This window comes from Bacteriovorax sp. HI3 (assembly GCF_059738875.1).
This window is the reverse complement of the sequence record NZ_AP026946.1, coordinates 762,901-787,818: the sequence shown is the minus strand read 5'-3', so window position 1 is coordinate 787,818 and position 24,918 is coordinate 762,901. Positions and strand designations below refer to the sequence as shown.

The window sequence follows — 24,918 nt, the reverse complement described above, 5'->3', positions numbered from 1 at the left end:
TTTTTGTCGCTCTTATCCGTGCAGGAACTTAACGATTTTTTCAATGGCCTCAGAAAACACTTCTTTATGCAGTACCAGACTTATTCGGGCGGAATTACTCATTCCAAAATCAGTCCCTGGAACAATCACCACTCCCAAATTGTTAAGCATGTCTTCGCAAATTTGGATGGCGTAGTCCGTGGTGTCTGTTTTGTCTTTTTGGTATTTTTTAAAGACCGGAGTCTGAGTGAAATCGATCATAAAATAAAAAGCAGAAACTGGTTGATACCAGCACTTCATCAAATCATTTTCTCTTAATTTCTCTCTGATAATCGTCGCATTATCGCGCAGGTGGTTTTTAACGGGTGTTAAAAATTGAGCAGAGTTGGCGAAGTTGTAATTCATCATCGCTCTCTGCACCAGCGAGTTTGCACTGCTGGTTAACTGTCCCTGAAGATTCTCAATCCCCTTACAAATATTTTTTGGGGCCACACAATAACCAATGCGAAGACCTGTTGAAGCGAAGGCCTTTGAAATACCATCAACAATAATTGTGCGCTTTAAAAGTTCAGGTTTCTTCTGGTAAAAATAAGTTGGTTTTGGATCGTAATAACATACTTCAAAATAAATTTCGTCACTGATAACTGCAATTCCCGGATGCTCTAAAAGCAAATCTGCAAACTCACTCATCCACTCATCTGAGTAATGAACTCCCGCCGGGTTATTTGGACTATTGATAATAATCGCTTTTGTTTTTTCTGAAATCGCCTTCCTGATTTCTGCAAGCGGTGGAGTGAAAACATCGAAGATTGACGACTTGACTTCAACCGGAACCCCACGGCAGAACTTGATCATTTCAGGGTAAGAAATCCAGTAAGGAGAAATGATGATCACTTCATCTCCCGGGTTAATTAAAGCTCCCAGGATATTTGAGATCGAGTGTTTTGCACCGTTAGAAATCACACAATCAAAATCAACACCATCTAAAACGTCAGCAGAAAAATTAATTCCTCTGGTCTCTTCAATGTGCTGGATAATTTTTTGTCTAAGATCGACAAATCCGCCAACCGGCGAGTATTGATATGATTTTAAAAAATCGAGTTCACTTCTAATAGCATCGATAAAATCTTGTGGTGGTCTGAAAGGAAGTTGTCCCGCTGTCAGGTTGTAGACTTGTTGACCTTTTTCAGCAAGCTCCACTGCTTTTGAGTTAAGCTTCAAGGTCACACTTTCGGCCATGCCTTTTACACGCGAACTAAGTTCCATAGCAAATCCTTCGACAAATCTTTTGTCTTAATGAGTACTATTTAATTAGAGCATACTTTAAGGAAGTTGGGGAAAATTCGTGACAAAGATATAGCTGTCGCCCTGCTCGTAAATCTTCTCTGCTTTGAGTCCCATATCACTCAGGGCCTCTTTAGGAATCCCTTTTTTCGGATCGGACTCGACCCAAAGTTGACCAAAAAACCATGGCTCTGCCTGGAGGTATTTGATGACGTCGATATAAATATTTTTTTCTGAATAAGGTGGATCGAGAAAAATCACCGTCTCTTCTTTTTGAGCATCAGTAAGTTTTTCATAATCAACTCTAAATTGTTTAATGAGTTTTTCCGCAGGGAAATGGCTGCAGAGGATCTCACCATTTTTTTTATGGTGATTGCGGACCAGTAAATTTTCGCGGTTTTCTTCCAGCGTTTTTAAAACGTGGCGGTTGACTTCATTGAGATAAATGCGAAAAGCACCTCTCGACCATGCTTCAAAACCCATCGCTCCTGAACCAGCACAAAGATCGACAAACGTCACACCATCCATGTCTTGATAGAAGTCGTAAATTCTACGTCTGAGCATGACAGAAGTTGGTCTGATTAAATCGCCTTTGGGTACAGCAAGAACTTGTCCGCGGGCAAAACCGCCCAGGATTTTTAGGCTCAAAAAAGCATCTCCACTTGTAAGAGTTAAGCTGCTTTCTTTTTAAGCGAATTTGTTTGTGTCGACAAAGGAATTGTGAACTTCATTCCATTTTCCATCGAAACTGTGCATCCAGAATCTTCGCTGATACAAAGTTCCACTCCGGAAACTGTCACGACCAATCCTTTGACAGGGTCAATCGTAAGTTTTGCGCTCTCTTCCCCGACTTTGAAATCAAGGTTAAGGGCCATTGAACCCTGCGCCTGGAAAGACACACCAGACGTCGAAGTTGTCGTCGTCGTTGTGGCCACAGGTGCTGGTGTTGTTGGTTTTTCAAATGATAAAACTTGCGCTACTGGTGCCACCTCTTCGACTGCGGCCACAGCTTCCATCACGTCCATAGCTTCAACTTCTACTGCCGCTTCAGCGACTGAAGTCTCAGGTGTCGTTTCTTCAAATGATCCCATCTCCATTTCCATCGCAAGCTCTGCTTCGATTTTATCTTGAAGACTCATGACCTTCTCTTCTTGCGTAAATTCTTTTTCGAGGTCTTCAATTTCAGACATGATGTCCTGAAGTTCAGACTCGTTGAAGTTCTTATCTTCTTCAAGACCCTCTTCTGCGGCTAGAATTGCATCAACATCATCAAAAATATCACTGGCCATAGACGCCCCTCGTAAAAACAAAATAAACGCTAATGAAACTACGCAATTAACGCGACTTTCATGGTTTCTTATCGACTTTAGGGATTAATATCTTTAGATGTTTCTCATATCCCAGTATTTTCGGTAGGTTCCATTAAAAAAAACTATAAAAAAACTGCACTTTTTCCATGACTTCCTGTGGGGTGTTTGTCACTATTTTATGCCAAAAACAAATTGAATTGGTTGGTTATTTTTTAGGATTAAAAAGTTGGATCACAACAGTAGACCACAACAGTCTTGGATGAAAGACAGTTTCTCATCGTCAGTAATTGACGAGACGGCGTCGCCTACCCAATTTAATCCTTCTGAATTTTTTATCCCGGGCTGGAAAGGCGAAGGCCTGATTACGGCTTCGGCCATCGTTATCAAAAATACTCTAAGCAATCTTTCAATCGACGCTCAAGCACTGTTCAAAAAATCGTGCTCAGTCAACAAGTCGATGAAGCTTCAGACGTACCACGAATTCATGCACTTTGCTGAATACGCTAAATTAGACAAGTCTCTTCTGGGACAGCACCAGGATTTCTGGCTGCACTTTCAGGATGAGTCTTCTCCCTTAAAAAAACACATCGACGACTTTTTAAAAGTTCACTGCTTCAGAGCTGTTGCTATTTATCTTTTCCGTATCAAGTTCATCATGGACCTGGCAAAGGAACAAAGACTAGTAGTGACAGAAGACGTTCTGATGAACCCACTTTCTTTCCTGGGAAAGATCTTCGTAAAAGACAGCTCGACTGAGCTTTTATGTGACTCACTTCAGATTAACCAGTACAGCTGGTACCGTCCAACTCTCGAGTACAAAGACTCTCTGTTAAAACTAAAAGTCGCTTTTGAAAACGTGACACTGACAGAGCTGATTAAACTGATCTCAACTCCAAAAGATGACAAGATCTACTCTATCAGAAATTACTCTCACTCACTGTCTCACTTAACGTTTGGTCTATTGGTTAATGAACTTTTAATCAAGTTCCCAACCTGGCTAAAACCAGAAAGCAAAAAGAAAACATTTGCTGGCGAAAAAGTATGCATCCTTCCTAAAACGATCAACACTCGTTTCGTTGGAAACCATGTTTCTTCAATGGCCCTGTCTCACTGGCTAGCTCAAGAGACAAACGTAAAAATCTCTCAATGGAATAACCTGATTTGTCCGGAGTTTGAAGGCTCTGAATTTATCGATGGCCAATTCCTTAAAATCTGCCAGGAGCTTCAATTCCTAAGCTTCCTGACAAGAATTGCCGCTGAACACAGGTATGAAATTGTCCCTTTCATCTGCAAGATCATGCGCGAGAAATACAAGCAAGATCCAGTCGATGGCCTGGGCCAGGCTTCGTTCTTTAACTTAGGCGAGCTTCCAAGCGGCGATACACTTTATAACCGTATTGTTTTAAATTTAACTGAGCTTCCCAAGACTAACCCACACCACTTCCTGGTTCAGCAAATCCTTGCTCAAAAAGCGATGCTGAAAAAAGATGCGATGGTGTATGTCTTTACGAACCAGAAACTTTTCGTTCCAAGCCAAAGCGAGCGCGTAGAGCAACTTTTAAAAGATTTTAAAGTTGAAGCTGCTATCAATATGGAAGAGCTAAAAGGAAAAGGTGAAATCGCTCACTTTGCTTATATCCTGACGAGAAGAACTGCAGAGCCTGTGGCCAATAAGCACTTATTCGAAGTCAGCCGCAAAACAAAAGAGTCTTGTCTTTCATTCGAATTTAAAGGAAACCTAACTCGCTTTAACAAGTTCAACAAACTAGTTGAAGAACTACAAAGTTTTATTAAGCACAAGAACCCGATTACGACGCCGATTTTTGTCAGCGAAGTAGAAAAAGATATTTTCTTTGAGTTTCACCAGGATGCCATTATTGGTGGAAAACTTGTATCTTCAGTATCAAACAAAGAATCAGGGCATCTTCCTCACCCAAGCTTCTTTAAAAACCTGACGAAGAGTTCAACATCGCTTGATACATTCTTTGCTATTGAGCCGATTGTTCCAGAAGACTTCACTCAAGGGAAAAGAAGCCTTTCAAGTGAACTGCTAGGTCTGAAATTTGGACCTGAAAAACAATTCCCTCTTCTTCTGATCGTTAACCAAAATGATCCAATGGACATCAGAATCGAATTAACACCGATTGATGCTTACCGTGGGAAGCTAGAACAATACGGGACGGCCTTCTACCATTACTTTGGTCTAACACCGAAACACCCGGCCATTAACCTGAACGTTTTTAGAGAATACTTCTCTTCAATGCTTGGTCACCAGATTATTCAGCTTCAGCTCTCTGATGGACCGACAAAATTAAAAGCAAAACTAAGATCACTGCTTGTTCCAAGTTTCTTTGCAAAAGCGCACTTCATGCCGGAAAGAACAAAACATGCCTTCAGTCTTCTGGACCTAGATGCACGCGAGATCAAAAATCTTCACCCGCTTGATTTAAAGCAAAGATTTGAAGTTTTAAAAGGCCAGCTAGCACGCGAGGCTGCAGAGTACCCTTGGCACCTGTTAAGCCTTCTGTCGCACTTTAAACTGCAAATGAAGTCTCTGGTTGAAGAACTGGAAGACGGCAAACCGCAAAGCTTTAACTTTGGAAACTCTCTGATTTCAAGCGAGCTGGTAAAACTTAAAACATACGCCATTTATCCTAAGAATGACGATGTGTACGTTGAGTACAAAATTAAGAGCAACCAGGACCTTCAACTTCCTCTGTCTTCTCTGCATATCAAGACAACAGACGATTCGACTGTCCTGATTTTCAAATTCCAGGATAAGGATATTATTCACCTTCACGCCAATGCGCCGATGATCCACTTTATTAAGTTCATCCTTCAAGGCGCTGTCGGAATTAAGATTGCTGATATTCTTTTAAATCTAAGAATCCCAAGCTCTCACGACCTGGAAATGGCGACGAATAAATTTGAAGAATTGAAATCAACCAAGATCGCCCTTCTGAAAGATACAGAAGAGCTGATCGCTGGCATTTTAAGAACTGAAGTGAGTCGTTAGTTTATTTGGCCGTTTCCTGCAGCAAATCCCGCAAGAATTTCTTTTTTACTTCCCACTTTAAGGTCAACAAGTTTCCCTTGAGTAGAAGAAGCAACTTGAACTGCTGTTCCCGCTTTAAAGATGATTTTCACTCGTCCACCAATCACGTTTCCGTTTTGGTCCATCTTATTATCCAGCTGAACTTTTGCCTGGATTTCACTTAGAAGTGACTGACAAATTTGTAGATCCAGATCCAGGTTCCCGTTTCCGTCACTTAGTCCCGATCTCTGCTTCAAGATGGCCTCATCAAAGCCGGCCCCAGAGTGGATCAGGTCAAAGGCAACCACGTCACCTAGTTTATGAGCGAAAACAGAAATGTTCTTTTCGCCGTTTTCTGATTGAGTTGAATTAATCGCATAAGCAAACAGGTGATAAAGAGTCTGCTCCATATCTTCCTGGCGCCCTTTAATCATCAGGTTCTCAGGAATGTTAATATCGATCTGTACACCTTGAGAGAAAAGTTTTTCAGTTAAAAGATCTACAACAGAAGAGCTCAGTTGCTCCAGGTTAATATCATTAAGTTGCGTATTCATAGTGCTATCGGCAGAAACTCCAATCGAATCGTCTTCCCAAATTTGGTCAATATTTTTAACTGAAGTAGAGGCCACTGCTTTTGTCATTGGAGTGACAAGTGTCTCAAGTGACATCTTGTTTTTCCCTTTTTCCAGTGTCGTGTAAGCATGGAAATTAGCAAAAAGCTTCGAGCAATTGATCAAGTCGTTTTGCTCTAAAGCTACGCGGATAATCTCCCCTACTTTTACGCTGGTCGCCCCTCCGTTATCCAGAAGTTCGGCCTGCGCTTCTTTCTCACGTGCATTGTTTGAAAGACGACGGCGAGTCAGACTCATGTATTCAGCTAACATTAGAATAACTAAAAGAGTCGCTGAAATATAGAAAATATTTTTCTGTTGGTTTAAAGAATTTGTAATTTCTGCTTTAAATGAGTTTGTCGATTCTAGGATCTCATCTTTAGTCGTTTCGATTTTTTCAAAACGAGTTCCTACATCTCTCGACTCACCATTGGTGGCCATCGACTTCGCCCCATTAGGAGCAAGAATATCTTCATGGAACCAGTGAACGTTTGAAGCGAGGTTAGAAAGTTGTTTTGCTGCTCCTGAAAGCTCTTTTGAAAAAGAGTTTTCAACAGTCAAAATCCCCTCTGCTAAACATTCTTCTGTTAGATTTTGGAAATTCTGTGTCAGGTAAGTTGATCCTGTGTCACCTAGAAGGTTCGCTGTGTATGTTTGGTTCACACGCGTAAAACACGTTTGAATTCCACTTTCAAAGTTTGTTAAGCGCTTGATCTGTCCCGAATTTTCCTGAATTCTATATGTTGTGAAAATCAGTCCTGCCAGAAGGCAAAGCCCGGCGATACTTCTTTTGCTTTCGAGAACGTTGGCTAGCTTTTTCATGAAATTGCAATCCTTGCAAAGTTTTGAGATCCAGGGCACTCTTGCCCAATATAATTTTACTCCGTGACGGATCAGGGTCAACATATAGGATAAAAATACCTGTGTTTTCCTAGGGAGAAGTTGTAAGATATCGAAATGATCAGGAATAAGGATTCAAAGTCCAAATATCTCATCTCTTTTCTCGCCGCTATCGTCCTGCATGCGGCAATTCTTGCCTTTGTGAAAGGCGATCTACAGAATATTGAGTTCTTAAACCAGCTTTCGCAAACGACAAAAAACTTAAAGACTCCACTAAGGCTTGATCAAATTAAGATCATGAAACCTGAAGAGGTCGAGCCCTTTAGAAGAGTGGGAGTCAAAGATGGTAAGAAAAAAGATTACCGCCCTGATCTTTCTTTTCAAACAAAGGCCCAAAGGCAGACTTCTCCAACTCCACAACCTCCTACAAAGCCGACACAAGGGGCCCCTGGAGCTCCTCAAAACCAGCTATCAATGGCCAACCTTGCTCCCGATCTTCCAGGGCCTAAAGCTTCTGGAAATCAGAAACCAAGTTTTTCTGCGAGTGATCTGATCAAGGCCCCTACACCTTCTGTTAACGACAGCGGAAATCACTTTTACTTCAATCCAAAAAAGCAGTCTTATATTCCTAAATCGAATGAGCAGGAAATTATTAAAAGGGAAGCGGCCAGAAACTACACACCTCCACCCAATAGACCTACACAAAGAATTTCTAACCTAGAAATCAGATCTGAGCGTCCTGAAGGAATTTCAGAAGATGAACTCAACTCTGATGAGAAGGCCAATTACAGCTTCTATGTGAGAATGTATACGTCATACGCTTCTAAAATCGAAGCGACCTTCGACAAGATCGCCATTGAGCGCCCAGGCATCATGCGCGCTTTTGATAAAAAAGATTTTCTATTGGGAAAAGTTGATTACGATGAAGAAGGAAACATTATGGTGGTCAAGATTCTTAAATCTTCAACCAACGATGACCTTCACTACTTTTTTGAAGAAACTCTAAAACAACTCAACCTTCCCAACCCTCCTAAAAGTTATAAGAAGGGAAAGAAATTTTCCATTTTTTACCAGATCAATATTAATTAAAAAATTGTCTCAGAATAACAAAGAGAACTGCGCCTAGAGCGTAGGTCTTTAGCATATTTTTTGAGCCCAGATTTTTAACAAAATCCAATCCGGCCATGTCGATTTTTTTGAAGTTTGATTTGATCTTTTTTCTCAAACGAGTTTTTTCATTGAGATCAAAAGTTTTAAAAAGCTCGTGCACCTCACTCTCAAAAACCATTTTTGTCTCCGAATCAATTTGCGGCTTCGGAATAAAAACTTTGATTTCCAGATTCTTTTGCTCGAATTTTCTAAAAGCACTTTCACAAACCGGACAAGTGTCCATGTGCTTTTTGATCTTATGAAAGCTTTCCTCTTCTTCTGTTAAATCTAAAAGAGAGAAAACATTTTTTGCATGAATACAGTTGTCACTTGCAGGTCTTAAAACTGGTGCTGATACAATTACATTGCGCCTACTACTGTCCAATTAATAATCCTTAGTTGTGGCCTCGTGGGCCTTGAACGAACGCCGTTTGCACCGAAGTCAATTCTGAGACCATGGCGATACGGGCTGAATATAAATGAGCGAGAACTTCCGTTTTGGTTTTCCCAAGGATGAACTCCATAATTTCCATAGAAAAATCAGTTCTTTCTTGCAGGAATAGAACCGCTTTATCGTCAAACTCCAGGGCAAAAAAGCCAGAGTTGTCCTCTACATTCTTAAAACTCATGCGTAACTGGTGATAGCGTTTTTTCGACATCTCATACATCAACTTATAAAGTTGAATCTTGATATCTTCTGTACTGGCCAGCAGATGCGATTCACCTTTTTTAGTCAGGCTCTCAATCAAATCCTTTTTTTGGATCATAAAAGCACTCACTGAATCAATCATCAGCTGTGTGGCCTGCAGGTCATCGGGGATTAAAATAAAAGCGAAGCTGTAGAGGTCAGTGCTTAAATTTTGAATGTATTTTTCTAGGTCTAAAGTTTTCATCTTGATTCTTACGCCAAAACCATCCATAGGTTTGGGTCTTTCTATTCTACCCTTCCCCTAAACTGTTTACAACTGGGCTGCCGATGTGGAATCAATGACTTAAGTTCAATGAAAGGATGTTTTGGCCCAAGATTTATATAATTTTCAAGAAATTTACCAAACCAGTCGAATAGACAATGGAGAAACTTAAAAACCCAGGGTTTTTTTATGATGAATATGAAAAAAGTGTCCTTCCTTGTATTACTCCTTTCGACCGTTGCGGTTACAGGCTGTGGTCAGAAGACGACAGGGAAATCAGTGACAAATAACTATATTACCAATCCTTCGACTGACAATGGCTCAGGAACAAGTACGGGAACGGGATCATCTGGGACAACTTATACATTTAGCACTGCTCTTCCAGATCTAACAATTCAAGGTCCGGGAACAAATAGCTTGTATTGGTCATCGGCCAACAATCTTCCTTCTTATATTGATCCTAATTCGTTTCAAGCTGATGCAAGATTTGCAGTAAGAATCAAGGCCTTTAGAGTTACTGGTGGAACAGCACTGGCCAATCCATCACATGCGGCAAAGGCTTGTTCAACATTTACCACTAACAATTTCTCTAAAATGCAAGTTAAGCTGATGTTGAGAAAATCTGGATCAAGCTTAGGTGAAACACAAACTCTGGTTGCTGATGCTTCAACAAGTGCATACTCTTCTGTCGCTGAATTTACTGTTCCAAGCGGAAGCTCTAGCCCATTTATCCTGGAAGTTGTCGAAGTGCTTACGGATCACAGATGTAAAGCATCTAGTGGAAAACTATATTGTCCATATGCAGACATTCCATACAACTCAGGTGGACCAACTGAGTGTGTTGGATTAAAAGTTGAGTACGCTACATTATAAAAAAACTGATATCAAAAAAATAAAAAAGGAGAGGTTCACCTCTCCTTTTTTTTTGCCTTTTCCATGCAAGTAAAAATCTGCTTAGAATAAAACAAATAAAACTATTGACCTTATGCTTACCTAACAACTTAATTTTTGCTTCATTATGCATTTTTAGCTCTCAAACTCAACAGTTTTTCCGTATTCGATTCGATATATAAGCACACATTTGATCTCAACCCAAATAGGAGCACACATGAAATTTTTTCTGAGCTTAATGTTGTCGACTTTTCTTATGGCCGGTGCATTTGCAGAAGCACTAACACCAGAACAAACAGCTGCGCTTAACAAGCAAGTTGAAGAAATGAAAAAACTGGCAAGCGATCCGAAAGTAGTCGATGCTGTAAAAGCAGTTAATGCTACAGCACTGGCAGACTACAAAGACATGACTCAAGACAAGTGGAAAGACCTTCCAGTTCTTGACCCAAAAGTTCGTTACTTCTCTAAGAACCCTGCTGGTGAATATTTAAAAACAAAAAAGAACGACATGGTTACTGAAATTTTCGTAAATGCTGCTGATGGGACAAAAGTGGCTTTCCTTTCAAAGACATCAAACTGGTCACACAAAGGAAAACCAAAGCACGATGACCCAATGGCCGGAAAAACTTGGCAAGGATCAATTGAAATGGATGAGTCGACTGGACTAAAGTCTATTCAAGTTGCAGTGCCGGTTATGGATGGTGGTAAGCCAATCGGTTCAATGACTGTTGGTTACTCAATCACAAAATTAAAATAATTCGTTAATAACAGTAAAGAAGAGAGAGAATATCAATGCTAAAGAAACTAGGATTACAAAAATACCTTCTAACCGTGGTCTTTGGGGTCGTGGTGATCAGCTTCTTATCCTCTCTCTTTACTGTGACGAGTATTCAAAAAAACATGGGGAGCTTACTGAAAGCTTCTCAGGAAAGTGCAGCTTCAAGCAACAGCATCATTGCCCTTTCGATTGATATCTCTTCTATCCAATCAGGAATTTCTCCACTTATTACGGAGAAAGATCCGGATAATCTTGAAGCTGGTATTACCAAGCTTAAAGATAAAATGAAGGAAGTTCAAAAAGATATTCAAGAGTGTAAGTTCGACTGCCAAAAAATTTCTGAAATTGATAAAAGCTACGAAGAAAAAGTAAATCATCTCGTAGATAAGATGATTCTTCTGGGAAAAACATCAGAAGCTATCGAGTATTTTATCGGCGATGTCAGCCCCATCTATCTTCAGGCACTGCAAGAACTGGAAACTCAGGGTGATGGTGTTAGACAAAAAACTCAAACTTTTATTCAGGAATCAGAAGCCCAGGCCGTCAAGCTGAAGTACTCTGTGATCGCCGCAAGTGTTTTAATGATTCTTGTTATCATTATTGGAGGATTAAGTTTCCGCAAGGGGCTTGTTCAGGTCTTAAAACAAATTTCAGAGCAATTGAACTTAAGCACGGTCACTCTTAATGAAACATCAGCAAAAGTAGCGACAACCAGCGACTTCTTGTCAGAATCATCGACAGAGCAAAACGCAACAATCCAGGCGACCTCTCAGGCCGTTCAGGAAATTTCTCAAATGACGGACATCAACCGCAACAATGTCCAGATCTCTACTAAAAATGCAAAAGACAGCCAGGTCAAGATTGCAGAAGGAAAAGAGGCCATCGCCCAGATGCTTGCTTCAATCAATCAGATCAGCCTGTCAAATAAACAAATGGTCGATCAGATCACTAAAAACGACAAAGAGTTCGCTGAAGTGGTCAACGTCATTCAAAATATTGATGAAAAGACAAAAATCATTAATGATATCGTTTTCCAAACAAAACTTCTTTCTTTTAACGCTTCAGTAGAAGCGGCCCGCGCCGGAGAACACGGAAAAGGGTTTGCAGTTGTGGCCGAAGAAATTGGAAACCTGGCGATCATGAGTGGTCAGGCGGCCAATGAAATCTCATCTCTTTTAGGGACGAGTGTTTCTCGAGTTAATGACATTGTTAAAAAATCCCAGTCATCAATGGTAGGAATCGTTGAAAGCGGTCGCCATACAATCGAAGAAGGAAATAAAAACGCTGAAAACTGTAACGTTATTTTCGATCAGATCAGCTCTGAATCGGAAAACATCTGCAATATTCTGGAAGAAATCAATGCCGGGACTCAAGAGCAGAGTAAAGGAATTGAAGAAGTGAATAAATCAATGCTTCAACTCAACGATGTGGCCAATAAGAGTGAACAGGTCGCTCAGGAATCGCTGCAAATGTCAGCAAAACTCAATGACCAGTCTGAATCCCTGGGGAAAATCGTTGATGACCTTGTGATTATGCTCGACGGGAAAAAGAGTTAAAGCGCTTTAATAATATCCAGGGCCAGGTTCTTTTTGTGGGCGAAACTCACTTCCACTAAAAGGCCTGGGCACGTGATATTAATTTCAGAGACATTGTCCCCCATAATATCAAAGGCCACCCAATCGACACCCTCTTGTACGAGTTCAGCACAAATGCGATCGCATTCTTTTTTTACTGACGGTGTAAGCTCAATTGCATGAAAAGCTGCCCCCTGAGCAATATTGGCCAGGAACTCTCCCTTCTTTGGAACTTTTAGAATTGAACCCAACTCACGACCTTTGAAATAAAGTGAGCGGATCTCTCCGTTAACGACTTCTTTGCAAAATGGTTGAGCGACGATGGCGCCATTATTTTCTTTTACTTTTTCCGAAAACTTAAAAGCAAGATTTGGTTCACTAATACTCACCTTTTCCACTCCAAAACCCTGGTAAAGATCCAGAGGTTTTAAGATCAGGTCCTGATGATCTTTTTTCATCAGTTCAACAAACCCCATAAAACCTTCCACACTGCTTCCCACATAAGTTTCCAGTGAAGCTTTTTGCGTATAAGCGTGAAGCTTTTCATTGTATTTCAGGATTCCATCTGGTGAGTTCATAACTTTAATGCCGTGAGTGCTGTAATAACGAAGCATCCACAGGTAACGAAGATAGCGAGTATCAAAAGGAGGATCGATGCGCATATGGATCACATCCCCTTTATTCATTTCAAGGACAACGGGTTCTTTTAGAGCAAAATGCTTTAAATAAGCACCGTCTTCATAAAAATCACCTTCAAAATCATAAAGCTTGAAGACACTCTTAGCTTTGTTATTGATGTAGAAATCTTTTTCAAAAAGAAGGTAAACGTCCATCCCTTGTGCTTTCATCGTTGTCGCAAGCATCAGAGAGCTGTCTTTTTTTGGATTTAATTTTTCGATGGGGTCGATGAAAAGGACATGTTTCATAAGAGGGTCCTACTTAAAAAGGTAAACTTCGAAGTCCTCCTCCTCATTTTGATTTTGGAAGTCTTCATACTTTTTGACTATCCAATTATAGTAGTCTTTTAGAGAGAGCCCAAGTTTTTTTTGAAGAGTTTCAAGGCTCATGGACTTCTTCTCGTAAGTTAAGAAAGCTGCAAAACTTGCGTTATTCCACGAACGGTTTAACGGGAAGCAGTCCTTAGGCTGAATGTCGAGTGCTTGGCACTTTTTCATAACCTCAACCTTGAAGCGCTCTTCCATAAATTCATTCAAAATAGCCTCTGCCTCTTCTTTCGTTTTTGGCAGAAGACTTTTGTACATCGTCTGTAGTTCGTTGGCCAAAAGAACAACCAGGTGTTTAATTTTTTTATCGCTCTCATCTTTTTTCTGTTCGAACACTAAATAGTCTGCCCGCCCAATAGAAAGGAAATACTCCGGCAACATTCTCTCCGAGAAATACATCGCCAGGTTCTCATTTAGATCCACCTGATTTTTCACAAAAAAGATGGTGTGATAGAGCTCGTGGAAAATAAGTTCGGCCAGTTCATAGTCGTCATATTCAAAAAATGAAGAAAGAATCGTGTCTGTGAAATACCCCAGCGTCGAATAAGCATAAACCGGACGAATCCAGGTCACGTATTCTTCCGCTTCTTTTTCTTTAGCAAATTTTTTGGCCGATTCCTGATTAAAAAAACCTAAATAAGGAAAACACCCCATTAAGGGAAAACAGTTATCCACTGCTTTAATTTCCTGATAAGGAGAAGCGATCACCAGATAAGTGACGGCCCTATTTTTGAGCATTGTAGTCTGAGAATAAATCCTGGTCTCTTTTTTGTCCCAGTATTTATAAAAATACGATTTTAATTCCTGAATCTTTTTAATTTTTTCTTTCTGAGTTTTCGGAACGCGCACACTTTTAAGCACATCCTTATTCTCCTTTCCCTGAGCAAGGAGGGTCATCTGCCCCATTCCCTGCTCATATAGATACTCAAATTTAGCGCATCCAGAAACAAGAGAAAGTAGCGAGAAAAAAAGCAGTGTCTTTTTTAGAACACCCATGAAAACCCAATAGCGTACTTCACGTTGTCGCGGGCCTTATCTAATTCGAAGGCCGGGAATAATGTCTTAACCGAACCTTTTAATGACAATCTTTCAGTCATTCGCAATTGAAGCGACAACGTCCCAAAAACTGAATCAATTCTTTGTTTAGTTGTTCTTCCTGCAAGATTTGTCCTCGCCTTTGTCGATGTATCTTCAATCGTCAGGTCCGAGTTGTAATTTAAAAACTGCTTGGCGTACCCGATAGAAATACCGGGAATCAACCTTGCCGTTCTTGGAGCAAACATCTGCTTAATCCCTATTCCGTAGACATTAGAAGTCACTCGGTTTTGCTGACCAACCACATCGATACCTGTTGTGACATTGTAACGCTCATTTTCTGTCGTGATGTCACTTGATCTCGAAGCGTTTAAATCAATCGCCGTGTAATCAAAAATGTAAGTTGAAAGGGCCGCTGAATAAGTGCGGTTCACACTTGAGTTCTGCCTTTGCAGACCATAAATCTGGCGATCGTACCCAAAATCAAATGCGACTTCGTTAACGATAGCAAAACTTGAAAGAGGAAAAAGGATAACAAATAGGACTAGTAGAGACTTCATAGAATCACCTCGATTCTATTCTACCAATTTGTCATGTTGATTAAGATGGAGGGGAAGATTTTCCCCTCCTTTTATAAGTATAATTTATTGTAATAACGACGGTGGTCTCTTTCCAAGATCAGCAATAAGCTCTCCTTGGCAAGAAAGTGATGTGGCAGATGTTACTTTTACGTCTACCCAGTGCCATTTCATATCGATTTCATCATTAACCGGTACAAAGTGGACAATTCTGTTACAGTTTGTACGGCCTTTCCATTTCTTCACTCCACCCATATTTCCAAAGTCTTCAACCAGGATTCTGTATGTTTTCCCTACCATTGTCTGGCGGATTTTATCCTGAATCTTTAATTGATGGGCCTGGATTTCGCGAAGACGTGCACCTTTAATATCATCTGGAAGATTGTCTTCCATTTTTGCCGCGCGAGTCTTAGCTCTTGGTGAATAAACGTATGAATAAATGAAATCAAACTGAGCTTTTGTCAGAAGATCCATTGTTTCTTGGTGTTCTTCTTCAGTTTCGTTAACAAATCCGGCGATAATGTCCGTTGATAGGACAATTTCTGGTTGAGCTGCACGAAGTTTATCCAGAAGTCCAAGGTAGTGCTCTGGCGTATATTCTCTATGCATTCTTTCAAGAACGCTTGCCGACCCAGATTGAACTGGAAGGTGGAGATGTTTTGAAAGTTTTTTAGCTTTTCCATGAACTGCGATAAGTTCATCGCTAACATCGTATGGGTGAGACGTTGTATAACGAATCAGCTCCAGGCCTTCGATCTTATCTAACTCCATGATCAGCTCCGCCAAGCTCTCCCCGTTTTCTTTCCCGTAAGAGTTTACGTTCTGACCTAAAAGAGTCACTTCCTGAATGCCCTGGTACTTCACTAGCTTTGTTACGTCGGCCACAACTTCGGCCATTAGACGGCTTCTTTCTTTTCCGCGAGTATAAGGGACGATACAGTACGTGCAGTACTTATTACAGCCTTTAATGATGTTTACGAAGGCCTGTGGTGAGCCGACAGGGATCTTTGTTTCGATCGAAAAGTTCTCGCTTCTATCCCATGAGTTGATCGTGAACTTGTTGTCACCGGCATAAACTCTAAAAACCATATCGTTGATTGTGTCGATAACATCTGTTCCAAACGCGAAGTCCAGGTGCTGATACTTTTTCACCAGCTCTTTTCCTTCAGTTTGGGCCACACATCCACCGATACCTACGACTAGTCCATTTTTCTTCTTTTTAGCGTGTTTGATCTCACCTAGTTGTGAGTAAAACTTATTATTTGAAAGGTCCCTTACCGCACATGTGTTAAATAAAACCATGTCGGCTTCATCTAATTCTTCTGTTCTAGTAAAGTTTAGATCCTCAAGATGGGCCGCGATTCGGTCTGAATCGTGATAGTTCATCTGACAACCAAAGGTTTTCATCCAAACTTTGCGTGGTGGGAAGGTTAAATCTCCCATAACGACTGTTTTTTCACCTGTAACTGGATCAATAGAAATTTGTTCGCGAGGACCATTGCCTCTAGTACCAAGACCTGCTGCCATAAGTTTACCCTGTTAAAAAGCCTTATTGCTCGATTGAATATGAATTTAGGCGCAAAACTTAGCAGGATCAGGGTTGGAAGTAAACGAATCGGGGTCTTTTTTCACGGATTTGGAAGAAAATGAGGCGGATTTTGGACTAATTGGAGAAAGATTCGGTCGGCACAAATAAAAAAGGGACCCGAAGGTCCCTTTTTTAACTAGATCACTTAATTAATTAAGCTTTCTTAGCAGCTTTTTTAGTAGCTTTTTTAGCAGCTTTCTTAGTTGCTTTCTTAGCTACTTTTTTTGTAGCTTTTTTAGCTACAGCTTTCTTAGTTGCTTTCTTTGCTACTTTCTTAGCAGCTTTCTTTGTTGCTTTCTTAACAGCCATAAAACCCTCCAAAAGTTTTTATTCTTTTTTCAAGAATAATCATTTTTTTATTTTCGTGCAAACAAAAAATACATCTTTGTTTTATTTTTCGTAATTTTTTTCAAATCCTTTAATTTTTTTTTTCACGTTTTTCATCATCGAGCATGTGATGAAGTGATCAAAGAGGCCGCAAACGTTGTTTCACCCGATCGCTTTCTCCCTCTGATAGAATCGCTGAAATGCTTTATTCATCGATATTTCGTTCGTTTTCCACAATTGGCATGAGGCTTGAAAAAATAAAGAAGGCAGACCCTGAGGTCTGCCGAAAAAAAATTTTAATGGGGTTAAAAAAAAATGAAGAGGACCTAAAAAAAGTTCATGGCAAGGCCCGAAATTGGGCAAAAATTAACCTAATCCTGGAATCTGAAGACGATTTTCTGCTCTTTTTCATCCAACGACACGACAACAACGCCACCTTTTTCAAGTTTTCCGAAAAGAATTTCATGCGAAAGTGGCTTCTTGATCTCGTGATCGATGATTCTGGCCAAAGGTCTGGCACCCATTTGTGGATCAAAGCCCACTTTTGCCAGATGTGCACGTGCCGATTCTTCAACAATCAGCTCTACATTCTTCTCTCCAAGCTTCGTTTCAAGCTGGATAAGGAACTTGTCGACGATTTTTAAGACTTGTTCATCAGAAAGCTTGTTGAAATGGACAATGGCATCCAAACGATTCCTAAACTCTGGTGTGAAAAAGTTTTTAATGGCCGAATCGCGCTTGAAAGCTTGGTTGTCCAGGCCTTTTCCGATGCCGATTGAGCCGGACTCCATCTCTTTTGCGCCAGCATTTGATGTCATAATAATGACGACGTTCCTAAAATCCGTCGCTCGGCCTTGTGAATCCGTCAAAGTTCCATGATCCATGATCTGAAGCAGGATATTGAAGATATCTGGATGGGCCTTTTCGATTTCGTCCAAAAGTAAAACGGCGTGTGGATGCTTTTTGATCACATCAGTAAGCTGTCCTCCATTATCAAATCCAACATAACCCGGAGGAGCGCCAATTAATTTTGCCACCGAGTGCTTCTCCATATACTCCGACATATCAAAACGCTCGAGGTGAATCCCAAGCTCGCGCGCCAGCTGCTTAGCGAGCTCAGTTTTCCCTACTCCAGTTGGCCCGGTGAAAAGAAATGAGCCCATCGGCTTTTGGTCACTCGATAGTCCTGATCTTGAAAGAAGGATCGCATCGGCCACTTTTTCCACGGCCTGGTCTTGTCCGAAAATAAGAAGCTTCAGGTTGCTCTTTAGACTTCTAAGCTTATCGCGCTCATCAGTGGCCACTGACATCTTAGGAATCTTGGCCATCATCGCGATGACTGTTTCAACATCCTTCTTAGTAATATTTTGGTGGCGCTTGGATTCTGGAAGAATCCTGATCATCGCACCGACCTCATCAATAACATCAATTGATTTATCCGGATTCTTGCGGTCAGAAATATGTTTAGTTGAAAGATCGACGATCAGCTTAATGATCGCATTTGAGTACTTAACATTATGGTGCTCTTCAAACTTCTGTCTTAGGCCAAGAAGAATTTTAAGCGTGTCTTCCGGACTAGGTTCAGCGACATCAACTTTTTGGAGTCTTCTATTAAAGGCAGAGTCTTTTTCGATAAACTTGCGGTATTCCTCATAGGTTGTGCTACCGATGCAACGAAGCTCACCACTGCTTAGAGCAGGCTTTAATAAGTTTGAAGCATCCATTGATCCACCGCTGGTTGCACCGGCCCCCATGATGGTATGAATTTCATCTATAAAGAGGATGGCCTCATTTTTTCCGCCCTCATTATATGTCTTTAATTCTTTCATGACATTTTTCAGTCTTTGCTCAAAGTCTCCGCGGTATTTTGTTCCGGCAAGAAGGCTTGCCAGGTCTAAACTAAAAACGACGGCATTCTTTAAAAGTTCCGGCACATCACCTTGAACAATTCGGTAAGCAAGCCCTTCAGCAATCGCCGTCTTTCCTACTCCCGCTTCTCCAACAAGTAGCGGATTATTTTTTCTTCTACGGGATAAAATCTGAGCGACTCGCTCGATTTCACTTTCTCGTCCGACAATCGGATCAATTCTTCCCTTGGCCACTTCTTCATTTAAATTAGTGCAGTACTCTTCGAGCGCATTTTGTTTTTTCTCTGGCATATCGCCCAACTCAGTGCGGATCGTTTCATGTAATCCCGAATCTGTATTAACAGAGCGGTCCACTCCATGAGCAATAAGTTTGACGACATCAAACTTTTCGACTTCGTGGGATTCAAGCAAGTAGCAAACAAAACTTTCGGGCTCATTAAAAAGGGCCACTAATAAGTTCACCCCTAAAATATCTTTTTTTCCTGATGACTGAACGTGGATAGCGGCGCGCTGAATGACACGCTGTAGTCCCATGGAAATTTCAGGTTGATAACTAATGCCGTTTTCACGGGCCAGTTCTCTTAATTCTGTATCGACGAATTGCTTGCGCGAAAGCTCTTCAATCGCCTCTTCCGACAACAAGCTAAAATTGTCTTCCGTGGTGATAAAAGTATCGAGCTCTTTTTCCATCTGCGTGAGATTCACCCCACAGCTCTCCAGAATATTTCTAACTTCGCCGTCTTCCAACATGGCCTTAAACATAATTTCCAGCGTGAGGTACTCATGCTTTAAGATGTTAGCCTTGATGACCGCCGAGTTGATAATGGCCTCTAGTCTCAGGTTACTTTTTCGATTGCTTCCAATGCTCATAAATGATGTCCTTATTCAGGTTCGATCGTACATAAAAGAGGATGAGCGTGCTCTTTGGCCATTCGCTCTACTTTCCTCGCTTTACTCTCCGCGATCTCATGGGTGTAGACTCCACAAATCCCAGTTCCTTTTTTGTGAACTTCCATCATGATTCTTTCAGCTTCTGGAAGTGCTTTGTGAAAAACATTTTGCAGAATGAAAATAACAAACTCCATAGTCGTATAATCGTCGTTGTGTAACAGGACTTTATATTTCTTAGGAAGTTGTACTTTCTTTTTAGTGATGGTGGCCGTGCCACCTTCTTCATCATGTTGGTGATTGTGTTCAGTCATAGGTTAATTATCGCTCTTTTTTAGTTAAAGACGCAAGACTTCTCTCGTAGCATCTGCAGGTAGTTATCAGGCACACTCACACCACTTTTTAGCGAGCACATAATGTTAGTGTCTTCGGCGGAAATCTCATAGTATACGAGATCACTCTTTTGACCGTCATAGAATTCTGTATAACAATCCGGGAAACCTAAAACATGACCAAACTCGTGGGCAAGCACCTTTTTCTGCGTGATTGCGTCTAAAGATTGGCTCAAATAAACCTGAGTGTTGTCTTCATCGGGAACGTAAGAAATTCCGCCGTTTGTAGGGATAATTTCTATCACATCGCTTCCCTTTTCCTCGACTAATTCAATCGCTAATTGAAAAGAACCGCGGGTCCACATCTGACTGACATACGATAACATTCCACGAAGTTTCTCAGTATCCCATCCGTTACTTAACACCTTGAGGTTCATTGTCACGGCCTGTGCTGCATTCTGCTCACATTGAAATTTCAAGTGCGAATCTCTCAATACAAAAAGCTTATCGTAGCGCTCTTTTTCAAAACGCTTTTGATAATGGCTTAACAACGTTGAAACTTTCCTATTCTTACTTTGAACATTATATTGGGCCTGGCAATTTGTATTACTCGGGTCAAAAGACCTGCACATTTTCACAACTCGCTCTTGAACAAATTGGGCCGAGGGTCCAGTGAGTGCATCAATTATCTTTGGCGAGCAATCTTTTTCACGGCAATAGTCTTTCATTTCAAGATATGGCCTAGTGTCGTTGAATTGTTTTTTCATCAGCATCCCGAACTGACATTTTTGCCCTTCATATCTCATACTATGTTGATAAAGATAAAAGAGATCACTTGCCAGGCCAGAGAGATTTTTACTAAGCATGGCTTCGTCCAAAGCCTTTGCCTTAAGCTCAGCGAGCTTTTTTTCCATATCATCGACATTGATAATAAGCGGGATTTTATAGTCGTAAAAACGCTCAGGAATAGAGAAAAAGGCCATGGGAAAACGCGCTTGAAAATCGGCGTACATATAGGCTATTTCTCTAGTGACCGGCTCCTGGACTATCTGGTTTCTTGCACACTGATTTTCCAGCTGCAAATAACTTAAAGAATCACTCTCAAAGGCCCCACCTGCTTCAGGATTGATTTTTCTCCCACAGGCAACCAGCGCCAAGAGGAGCATTCCTAGGAAGATGGTTTTAAGAGCAATACGCATAAAGTGTCTCATTTTTTGACAGCCGTCTAAGAAAGAGAAAAATCCATTTTCTCATTCCTCATATTTAGGGGATTTCCCCTGCCTATAACATCACTTATTACAAGGCAGATGCCATAAAATCCCATAGGCAAAGGTAGGCTTTTTTTGTAGAGTTTTAACATGAAAAAATTAACATTCTTAGGCCTCTTGGTTTTATCGTTTCCACTCTTTTCAGCAGAAATCCCTTTTACAGTCTTTCACACCAATGACCTCCACTCGCATCTTGATGGAGTCAAAGTTCCTTCAGGTGAAACCTATGAAAGACGCGGAGGATTTGCCCGCCTGACTTCAGTGATCAGCGAGCTGCGCGAGAAGAAAAAAGATGAAATCGTCATCGGTGTAGATGCAGGGGATTTTTTCTCCGGAACTATTTTTTCTGCCATTGGAGTTTCTGCATTAAAAGACTTTCCTGAATACCAGTTTTTCATGGAAAATAAGTACGATCTTTTGACCTTCGGAAATCACGAATTCGACCCGCTTAATGACGGGCTGGAAATCATGCTCAAAAAGATGCTGGAGACTCCGGGGAGAACTCCACTTGTCGCCAGTAACCTTTACGTCAACCACGATTCTCCTCTGAGAAAATACCTGGAAAATCCCGAATTGGTAAAACCTTACCTGGTTAAAGAATTTCAAAGTCCCAAAGGCAATCTGCGCGTAGGATTTTTAGGAATTCTGGGACCAGATGGATGCCTGGTGAGTCGTTCGACAAGAGGCGATGTTCATTTCATTGGATTTGACGATGAAAAATCAAAGCAAAAACTAGGTGCTCTGGCCGATCATTTAAATAAACTCATTGTCGAATTAAGAAGAGATAAAAAAGTCGACATGGTGATTTTATCTATGCACGGAGGAGGAAAAGAAAGCCACGAACTGGCCAGCAAGCTAAAGGGTCTGGATGTTTTTGTTTCCGGGCACACTCACAAGCAAGAATTCGCGATCGTCAATGGAGTGCCGGTTAATCAAACCGGTTCATACGGCGAAAACCTGGGGCTGATGGAGTTTACTTTTGATACAAAACTTAAAAAAGTAAAAATGACCAATCCTGCCGGCAATCACGTCATCACTATCAGTGAAAAAATTGCTGAAAATAAAGAGTGGAAAAAACGCATTGACCAGTGGAGAAAAAAGTCGTTTGAACTAATGGGTCAGACAACAGACCCGTCTGAAATTATTTTTACTCCGAAAAAAAGCTATATCCGCTCAAGTGCTATCCCCAACCCAATGGGAGAGCTGGTCACTCACGCCATTCTCACAGAATTAAATGACACTATAAAAGATGATAAGATTGATGCTTATTTCACTTCAATGGGGCTGGTGCGTACATCTTTCCACAAAAACACCCCTTACTCGCGAGCAGAAATCTTTGAAGCCACATCAATTGGCTTTGATAAAAACAAAACTCCTGGAGTGGATGTTGTCTCTTTCTACCTCTCTCCTAAAGACGTCAAACTGGTGATCAATTTCATGGAGATTTACACCTATATTTCCACGTCTTTTTCCCCGGCCATCTCCCCTAATTTAAGCTTTAAAATCAGGAAATGGGGCATCCCTTTTATCAACCGTATTCACGATATAAAGCTCAATGGAAAAGCGCTTTCTGATTACGACAGGCCGATTAAAATCGCGACGAATAAGTTTGTAGTGATGAATATTGAAACCGTGAAGAAAATCACCCGTGGCTTTGTTGATTTAGTGCCTAAAACGAAAACGGGTGAACCTGTAAAAGACTACGTGGTTCACCCGAAAGAATATTTACTAATGATCGAGCACTTTAAAAAGCACCCGGGTTATTATTAAGCTACGTCTTCATCCTCGTTGTAGTCTGTCCAAGCAGACTCAGGATCTAGAATCACAACATCAGATGTCTGACGGTGCATTTTGTTGTATTTTTCTTTCTTTTTGAAAACTTGTTTTTCAATTTTTTCCACTGCTAAATCGATACTGTGGTAAAGATTTTCAGAGAAGGCCTTTGCGTGGTATTCGCAGTGTGGGGCGTGGTAATAAATCTCAGCAAAGTGCTGACCATTTTTTACATAACACGACCATTTCATCGTTCCTTTATCCTTGAAAAACTTTTCAAGCTTTGCCGAAGCTTCTTGAATTTTTGCATCCAGTGCAGCTGTGTGTTCTAAGTGTAAAAATGATGTAGTAATTTTCATAAAATGCCCTTCTTTTCGTTTTTGTCTTTGCCCCGCAAAGACAACATGTTCGTAATAGAAAACGCTTTTGTCAGATAACTCAATCTTTCTGCTTTCGTTTCGATGAAGGTTCGATTCCTAGCATCTCACGGTACTTCGTTACAGTTCTCCTTGCTACAGTAAGGTTCTCTCTTGCCAAAATCTCCACAACCTTTTGGTCAGAGAGTGGCTTCGCTGGATTTTCTCCATCGAAGATTGCCTTAATTTTCAATTTCAGTACTTCACTCGCAATGTCAACACCGCCGTCTTTACCTCCAATACCTGTGTTGAAGAAATATTTAAGCTCAAACGTCCCTAATGGGGTGTGCATATACTTGTTTGTCGTTACCCTTGAAACCGTCGACTCGTGCATTCCGATTTCATTGGCAACATCTTTTAAAACCATCGGCTTTAAGTGCTTTGGACCTTTCTTAAAGAAGTCCTGCTGTTTTGCCACGATGGCCTTCGATACTTTCTCAATGGTTTTTTGTCTGTTTTGAATAGACTTAATCAACCACTCAGCAGCGCGAAGTTTGTCCTTTACGAACTCACTTGCCTCATCGGTTTTATGGCCGGCACCTTTCTTAATCATTTCCTGATAAAGCTTAGAGATTTTAAGACGAGGAATCCCTTCGTCGTTAACCTGAACCACAAACTCTCCACCTGCTTCCACTACATAGATATCCGGAAGAATATAATGAGTGTCAGGTGTCGCTACTAAACGCCCTGGCTTCGGGTGAAAGTTCTGAAGAAGAAGTGAAGTTTTCTTCACCTGCTCAACAGTCACCGCCAGTGCTTTTGAGATTTTTTCAAAGTTTTTCCCTTGAAGATCTTCAAGGTGATCGCGGATAAGTTTTTCCAGAAGAGGTGATCTCTCTTCTGCAATTCTTGCCTGGGCAAGTAAACACTCCTGCAGGTTGCTCGCTCCACACCCTACCGGGTCTAAGCGCTGGATAATTTCCAGGACATCAAATGCATCTTCGCGATCCAGACCACTTTCAGCAATCAGGTCCTCGAAGTTTACGTCCAGATAACCGTCGTCATTAATGTTCCCGATAATAAGATGAGCAAGTTTCCACTCTTCATCTGAAAGAGTTTCCATTTTTAACTGCCACTCTAAGTGCTCAGCTAAAGTCATCCCTTTTGAAACAATGTTTTCGTAGCTTGGCATTTCATCAGGATCTCCTGATGATGTGGCCATATTTGGTGTCGATGAGTTTGAGTTGAATGAGTCTGCATATGAGTCCCAGTCAAAATCATCTTTTTCTTTCATGAGTGGTGCTTCAGAAAAATCCTCTGAAGTTGCTTCTCTGACTTCGTTGTCGCCTTCAGCTTGCGCTTCAACATCAACTTCGCCACCTGCCTCTTCGAGCATTGGGTTCTCAACCATCTCTTCTGCAATCACATTGGTCATTTCCAAGTGTGTAAGAGTTAAGAGTTTGATCGCCTGCTGAAGCTGGGGTGTCATCGCCAGGTTCTGAGACTGTTTTAAGCCCTGTGAAATTTTAATGGCCATAAG

At 41.0% G+C, this 24,918-nt stretch carries 22 protein-coding genes; 6 read left to right on the top strand and 16 right to left on the bottom strand.

Translation table 11 applies throughout. The features are described 5' to 3' along the window. Positions 1-12: 12 nt before the first annotated feature. Genes AC6JA8_RS03710 through AC6JA8_RS03700 form a run of 3 tightly spaced genes read right to left on the bottom strand, consistent with a single transcriptional unit; the run spans position 13 to position 2,552 of the window. Positions 13-1,245 (bottom strand): pyridoxal phosphate-dependent aminotransferase, encoded by a 1,233-nt coding sequence (locus tag AC6JA8_RS03710; RefSeq protein WP_497975811.1) that lies wholly within the window; start codon positions 1,243-1,245, stop codon positions 13-15. Between the two features lie 57 nt (positions 1,246-1,302). Beyond that, positions 1,303-1,911 (bottom strand): RsmD family RNA methyltransferase, encoded by a 609-nt coding sequence (locus AC6JA8_RS03705; RefSeq protein ID WP_102242512.1) that lies wholly within the window; start codon positions 1,909-1,911, stop codon positions 1,303-1,305. A gap of 23 nt (positions 1,912-1,934) precedes the next feature. Further along, the gene (locus tag AC6JA8_RS03700; RefSeq protein ID WP_497975810.1) at positions 1,935-2,552 is read right to left on the bottom strand and encodes a hypothetical protein; all 618 of its coding nucleotides are present in this window, start codon (positions 2,550-2,552) and stop codon (positions 1,935-1,937) included. 247 nt (positions 2,553-2,799) lie between these two features. On the opposite strand from AC6JA8_RS03700, the gene AC6JA8_RS03695 reads away from it, so the two are divergent. Further along, positions 2,800-5,589 (top strand): hypothetical protein, encoded by a 2,790-nt coding sequence (locus AC6JA8_RS03695; RefSeq protein ID WP_497975809.1) that lies wholly within the window; start codon positions 2,800-2,802, stop codon positions 5,587-5,589. On the opposite strand, the gene AC6JA8_RS03690 is transcribed toward AC6JA8_RS03695, so the two are convergent. Then, complete coding sequence (locus AC6JA8_RS03690) at positions 5,586-7,040, bottom strand: ATP-binding protein (RefSeq protein ID WP_497975808.1); 1,455 nt, start codon at positions 7,038-7,040, stop codon at positions 5,586-5,588. The two genes, AC6JA8_RS03695 and AC6JA8_RS03690, sit on opposite strands and share 4 nt — an antisense overlap. 135 nt (positions 7,041-7,175) lie before the next feature. Between AC6JA8_RS03690 and AC6JA8_RS03685 the strand changes: the two genes are divergently transcribed. Next, on the top strand, positions 7,176-8,147 hold the full coding sequence (locus tag AC6JA8_RS03685) for a hypothetical protein (protein ID WP_497975807.1): 972 nt from the start codon (positions 7,176-7,178) through the stop codon (positions 8,145-8,147). On the opposite strand, the gene AC6JA8_RS03680 is transcribed toward AC6JA8_RS03685, so the two are convergent. Continuing rightward, on the bottom strand, positions 8,140-8,592 hold the full coding sequence (locus AC6JA8_RS03680) for a hypothetical protein (RefSeq protein WP_497975806.1): 453 nt from the start codon (positions 8,590-8,592) through the stop codon (positions 8,140-8,142). The genes AC6JA8_RS03685 and AC6JA8_RS03680 overlap by 8 nt on opposite strands. Before the next feature lie 10 nt (positions 8,593-8,602). Continuing rightward, the gene (locus tag AC6JA8_RS03675; protein ID WP_497975805.1) at positions 8,603-9,100 is read right to left on the bottom strand and encodes a hypothetical protein; all 498 of its coding nucleotides are present in this window, start codon (positions 9,098-9,100) and stop codon (positions 8,603-8,605) included. Positions 9,101-9,307: 207 nt separating this feature from the next. Here AC6JA8_RS03675 and AC6JA8_RS03670 point away from each other — a divergent pair, with 207 nt between their 5' ends. The 3 genes from AC6JA8_RS03670 (at position 9,308) to AC6JA8_RS03660 (ending at position 12,343) form a co-directional block, all read left to right on the top strand. Continuing rightward, positions 9,308-9,991, top strand: coding sequence for a hypothetical protein (locus AC6JA8_RS03670; protein ID WP_497975804.1), 684 nt, complete (start codon positions 9,308-9,310; stop codon positions 9,989-9,991). 235 nt (positions 9,992-10,226) lie between these two features. Next, positions 10,227-10,766 (top strand): hypothetical protein, encoded by a 540-nt coding sequence (locus AC6JA8_RS03665; protein ID WP_497975803.1) that lies wholly within the window; start codon positions 10,227-10,229, stop codon positions 10,764-10,766. 35 nt (positions 10,767-10,801) lie between these two features. Continuing rightward, the gene (locus AC6JA8_RS03660; RefSeq protein ID WP_497975802.1) at positions 10,802-12,343 is read left to right on the top strand and encodes a methyl-accepting chemotaxis protein; all 1,542 of its coding nucleotides are present in this window, start codon (positions 10,802-10,804) and stop codon (positions 12,341-12,343) included. On the opposite strand, the gene AC6JA8_RS03655 is transcribed toward AC6JA8_RS03660, so the two are convergent. The 8 genes from AC6JA8_RS03655 to AC6JA8_RS03620 form a co-directional block, all read right to left on the bottom strand. After that, complete coding sequence (locus tag AC6JA8_RS03655) at positions 12,340-13,287, bottom strand: ATP-grasp domain-containing protein (RefSeq protein WP_497975801.1); 948 nt, start codon at positions 13,285-13,287, stop codon at positions 12,340-12,342. The two genes, AC6JA8_RS03660 and AC6JA8_RS03655, sit on opposite strands and share 4 nt — an antisense overlap. A 9-nt stretch (positions 13,288-13,296) precedes the next feature. Next, positions 13,297-14,361 carry an aminopeptidase gene (locus AC6JA8_RS03650; RefSeq protein ID WP_497975800.1) on the bottom strand — a complete coding sequence of 355 codons (1,065 nt, stop codon included), beginning with the start codon at positions 14,359-14,361 and terminating at the stop codon, positions 13,297-13,299. Next, positions 14,349-14,960 carry a hypothetical protein gene (locus AC6JA8_RS03645; RefSeq protein WP_497975799.1) on the bottom strand — a complete coding sequence of 204 codons (612 nt, stop codon included), beginning with the start codon at positions 14,958-14,960 and terminating at the stop codon, positions 14,349-14,351. Before AC6JA8_RS03645 ends, AC6JA8_RS03650 begins: the two co-directional genes overlap by 13 nt. Positions 14,961-15,044: 84 nt before the next feature. After that, entirely contained in the window at positions 15,045-16,505 is a 1,461-nt protein-coding gene (gene miaB, locus AC6JA8_RS03640; RefSeq protein WP_102242499.1) for a tRNA (N6-isopentenyl adenosine(37)-C2)-methylthiotransferase MiaB, read from the bottom strand. A gap of 214 nt (positions 16,506-16,719) precedes the next feature. Then, the gene (locus AC6JA8_RS03635) at positions 16,720-16,875 is read right to left on the bottom strand and encodes a hypothetical protein (RefSeq protein ID WP_158649552.1); all 156 of its coding nucleotides are present in this window, start codon (positions 16,873-16,875) and stop codon (positions 16,720-16,722) included. Between the two features lie 389 nt (positions 16,876-17,264). Further along, the gene (gene clpA / locus AC6JA8_RS03630) at positions 17,265-19,631 is read right to left on the bottom strand and encodes an ATP-dependent Clp protease ATP-binding subunit ClpA (RefSeq protein ID WP_497975798.1); all 2,367 of its coding nucleotides are present in this window, start codon (positions 19,629-19,631) and stop codon (positions 17,265-17,267) included. A gap of 11 nt (positions 19,632-19,642) precedes the next feature. After that, the gene (gene clpS, locus AC6JA8_RS03625; protein ID WP_497975797.1) at positions 19,643-19,963 is read right to left on the bottom strand and encodes an ATP-dependent Clp protease adapter ClpS; all 321 of its coding nucleotides are present in this window, start codon (positions 19,961-19,963) and stop codon (positions 19,643-19,645) included. 20 nt (positions 19,964-19,983) lie between these two features. Next, complete coding sequence (locus tag AC6JA8_RS03620; RefSeq protein WP_497975796.1) at positions 19,984-21,180, bottom strand: hypothetical protein; 1,197 nt, start codon at positions 21,178-21,180, stop codon at positions 19,984-19,986. Positions 21,181-21,339: 159 nt separating this feature from the next. On the opposite strand from AC6JA8_RS03620, the gene AC6JA8_RS03615 reads away from it, so the two are divergent. Then, complete coding sequence (locus tag AC6JA8_RS03615) at positions 21,340-23,019, top strand: bifunctional metallophosphatase/5'-nucleotidase (protein ID WP_497975795.1); 1,680 nt, start codon at positions 21,340-21,342, stop codon at positions 23,017-23,019. Here the strand turns inward: AC6JA8_RS03615 and hpf are convergent. Together hpf and rpoN are read right to left on the bottom strand one after the other, a co-directional pair. Next, positions 23,016-23,381, bottom strand: coding sequence for a ribosome hibernation-promoting factor, HPF/YfiA family (gene hpf, locus AC6JA8_RS03610; RefSeq protein ID WP_102242494.1), 366 nt, complete (start codon positions 23,379-23,381; stop codon positions 23,016-23,018). The two genes, AC6JA8_RS03615 and hpf, sit on opposite strands and share 4 nt — an antisense overlap. 79 nt (positions 23,382-23,460) lie before the next feature. Further along, a complete protein-coding gene (rpoN, locus tag AC6JA8_RS03605; protein ID WP_497975794.1) occupies positions 23,461-24,915 on the bottom strand; it encodes an RNA polymerase factor sigma-54 in 1,455 nt (484 codons plus the stop codon). Between the last annotated feature and the right edge of the window lie 3 nt (positions 24,916-24,918).

Excerpts from the sequence above, each read along its gene's own strand:
- AC6JA8_RS03710 (WP_497975811.1), bottom strand. The coding sequence starts at position 1,245 with ATGGAACTTAGTTCGCGTGTAAAAGGCATGGCCGAAAGTGTGACCTTG.
- AC6JA8_RS03700 (WP_497975810.1), bottom strand. The coding sequence starts at position 2,552 with ATGGCCAGTGATATTTTTGATGATGTTGATGCAATTCTAGCCGCAGAA.
- AC6JA8_RS03690 (WP_497975808.1), bottom strand. The coding sequence starts at position 7,040 with ATGAAAAAGCTAGCCAACGTTCTCGAAAGCAAAAGAAGTATCGCCGGG.
- AC6JA8_RS03685 (WP_497975807.1), top strand. The coding sequence starts at position 7,176 with ATGATCAGGAATAAGGATTCAAAGTCCAAATATCTCATCTCTTTTCTC.
- AC6JA8_RS03675 (WP_497975805.1), bottom strand. The coding sequence starts at position 9,100 with ATGAAAACTTTAGACCTAGAAAAATACATTCAAAATTTAAGCACTGAC.
- AC6JA8_RS03670 (WP_497975804.1), top strand. The coding sequence starts at position 9,308 with ATGATGAATATGAAAAAAGTGTCCTTCCTTGTATTACTCCTTTCGACC.
- AC6JA8_RS03665 (WP_497975803.1), top strand. The coding sequence starts at position 10,227 with ATGAAATTTTTTCTGAGCTTAATGTTGTCGACTTTTCTTATGGCCGGT.
- AC6JA8_RS03660 (WP_497975802.1), top strand. The coding sequence starts at position 10,802 with ATGCTAAAGAAACTAGGATTACAAAAATACCTTCTAACCGTGGTCTTT.
- AC6JA8_RS03655 (WP_497975801.1), bottom strand. The coding sequence starts at position 13,287 with ATGAAACATGTCCTTTTCATCGACCCCATCGAAAAATTAAATCCAAAA.
- AC6JA8_RS03650 (WP_497975800.1), bottom strand. The coding sequence starts at position 14,361 with ATGGGTGTTCTAAAAAAGACACTGCTTTTTTTCTCGCTACTTTCTCTT.
- AC6JA8_RS03645 (WP_497975799.1), bottom strand. The coding sequence starts at position 14,960 with ATGAAGTCTCTACTAGTCCTATTTGTTATCCTTTTTCCTCTTTCAAGT.
- miaB (WP_102242499.1), bottom strand. The coding sequence starts at position 16,505 with ATGGCAGCAGGTCTTGGTACTAGAGGCAATGGTCCTCGCGAACAAATT.
- AC6JA8_RS03635 (WP_158649552.1), bottom strand. The coding sequence starts at position 16,875 with ATGGCTGTTAAGAAAGCAACAAAGAAAGCTGCTAAGAAAGTAGCAAAG.
- clpA (WP_497975798.1), bottom strand. The coding sequence starts at position 19,631 with ATGAGCATTGGAAGCAATCGAAAAAGTAACCTGAGACTAGAGGCCATT.
- clpS (WP_497975797.1), bottom strand. The coding sequence starts at position 19,963 with ATGACTGAACACAATCACCAACATGATGAAGAAGGTGGCACGGCCACC.
- AC6JA8_RS03620 (WP_497975796.1), bottom strand. The coding sequence starts at position 21,180 with ATGCGTATTGCTCTTAAAACCATCTTCCTAGGAATGCTCCTCTTGGCG.
- AC6JA8_RS03615 (WP_497975795.1), top strand. The coding sequence starts at position 21,340 with ATGAAAAAATTAACATTCTTAGGCCTCTTGGTTTTATCGTTTCCACTC.
- hpf (WP_102242494.1), bottom strand. The coding sequence starts at position 23,381 with ATGAAAATTACTACATCATTTTTACACTTAGAACACACAGCTGCACTG.
- rpoN (WP_497975794.1), bottom strand. The coding sequence starts at position 24,915 with ATGGCCATTAAAATTTCACAGGGCTTAAAACAGTCTCAGAACCTGGCG.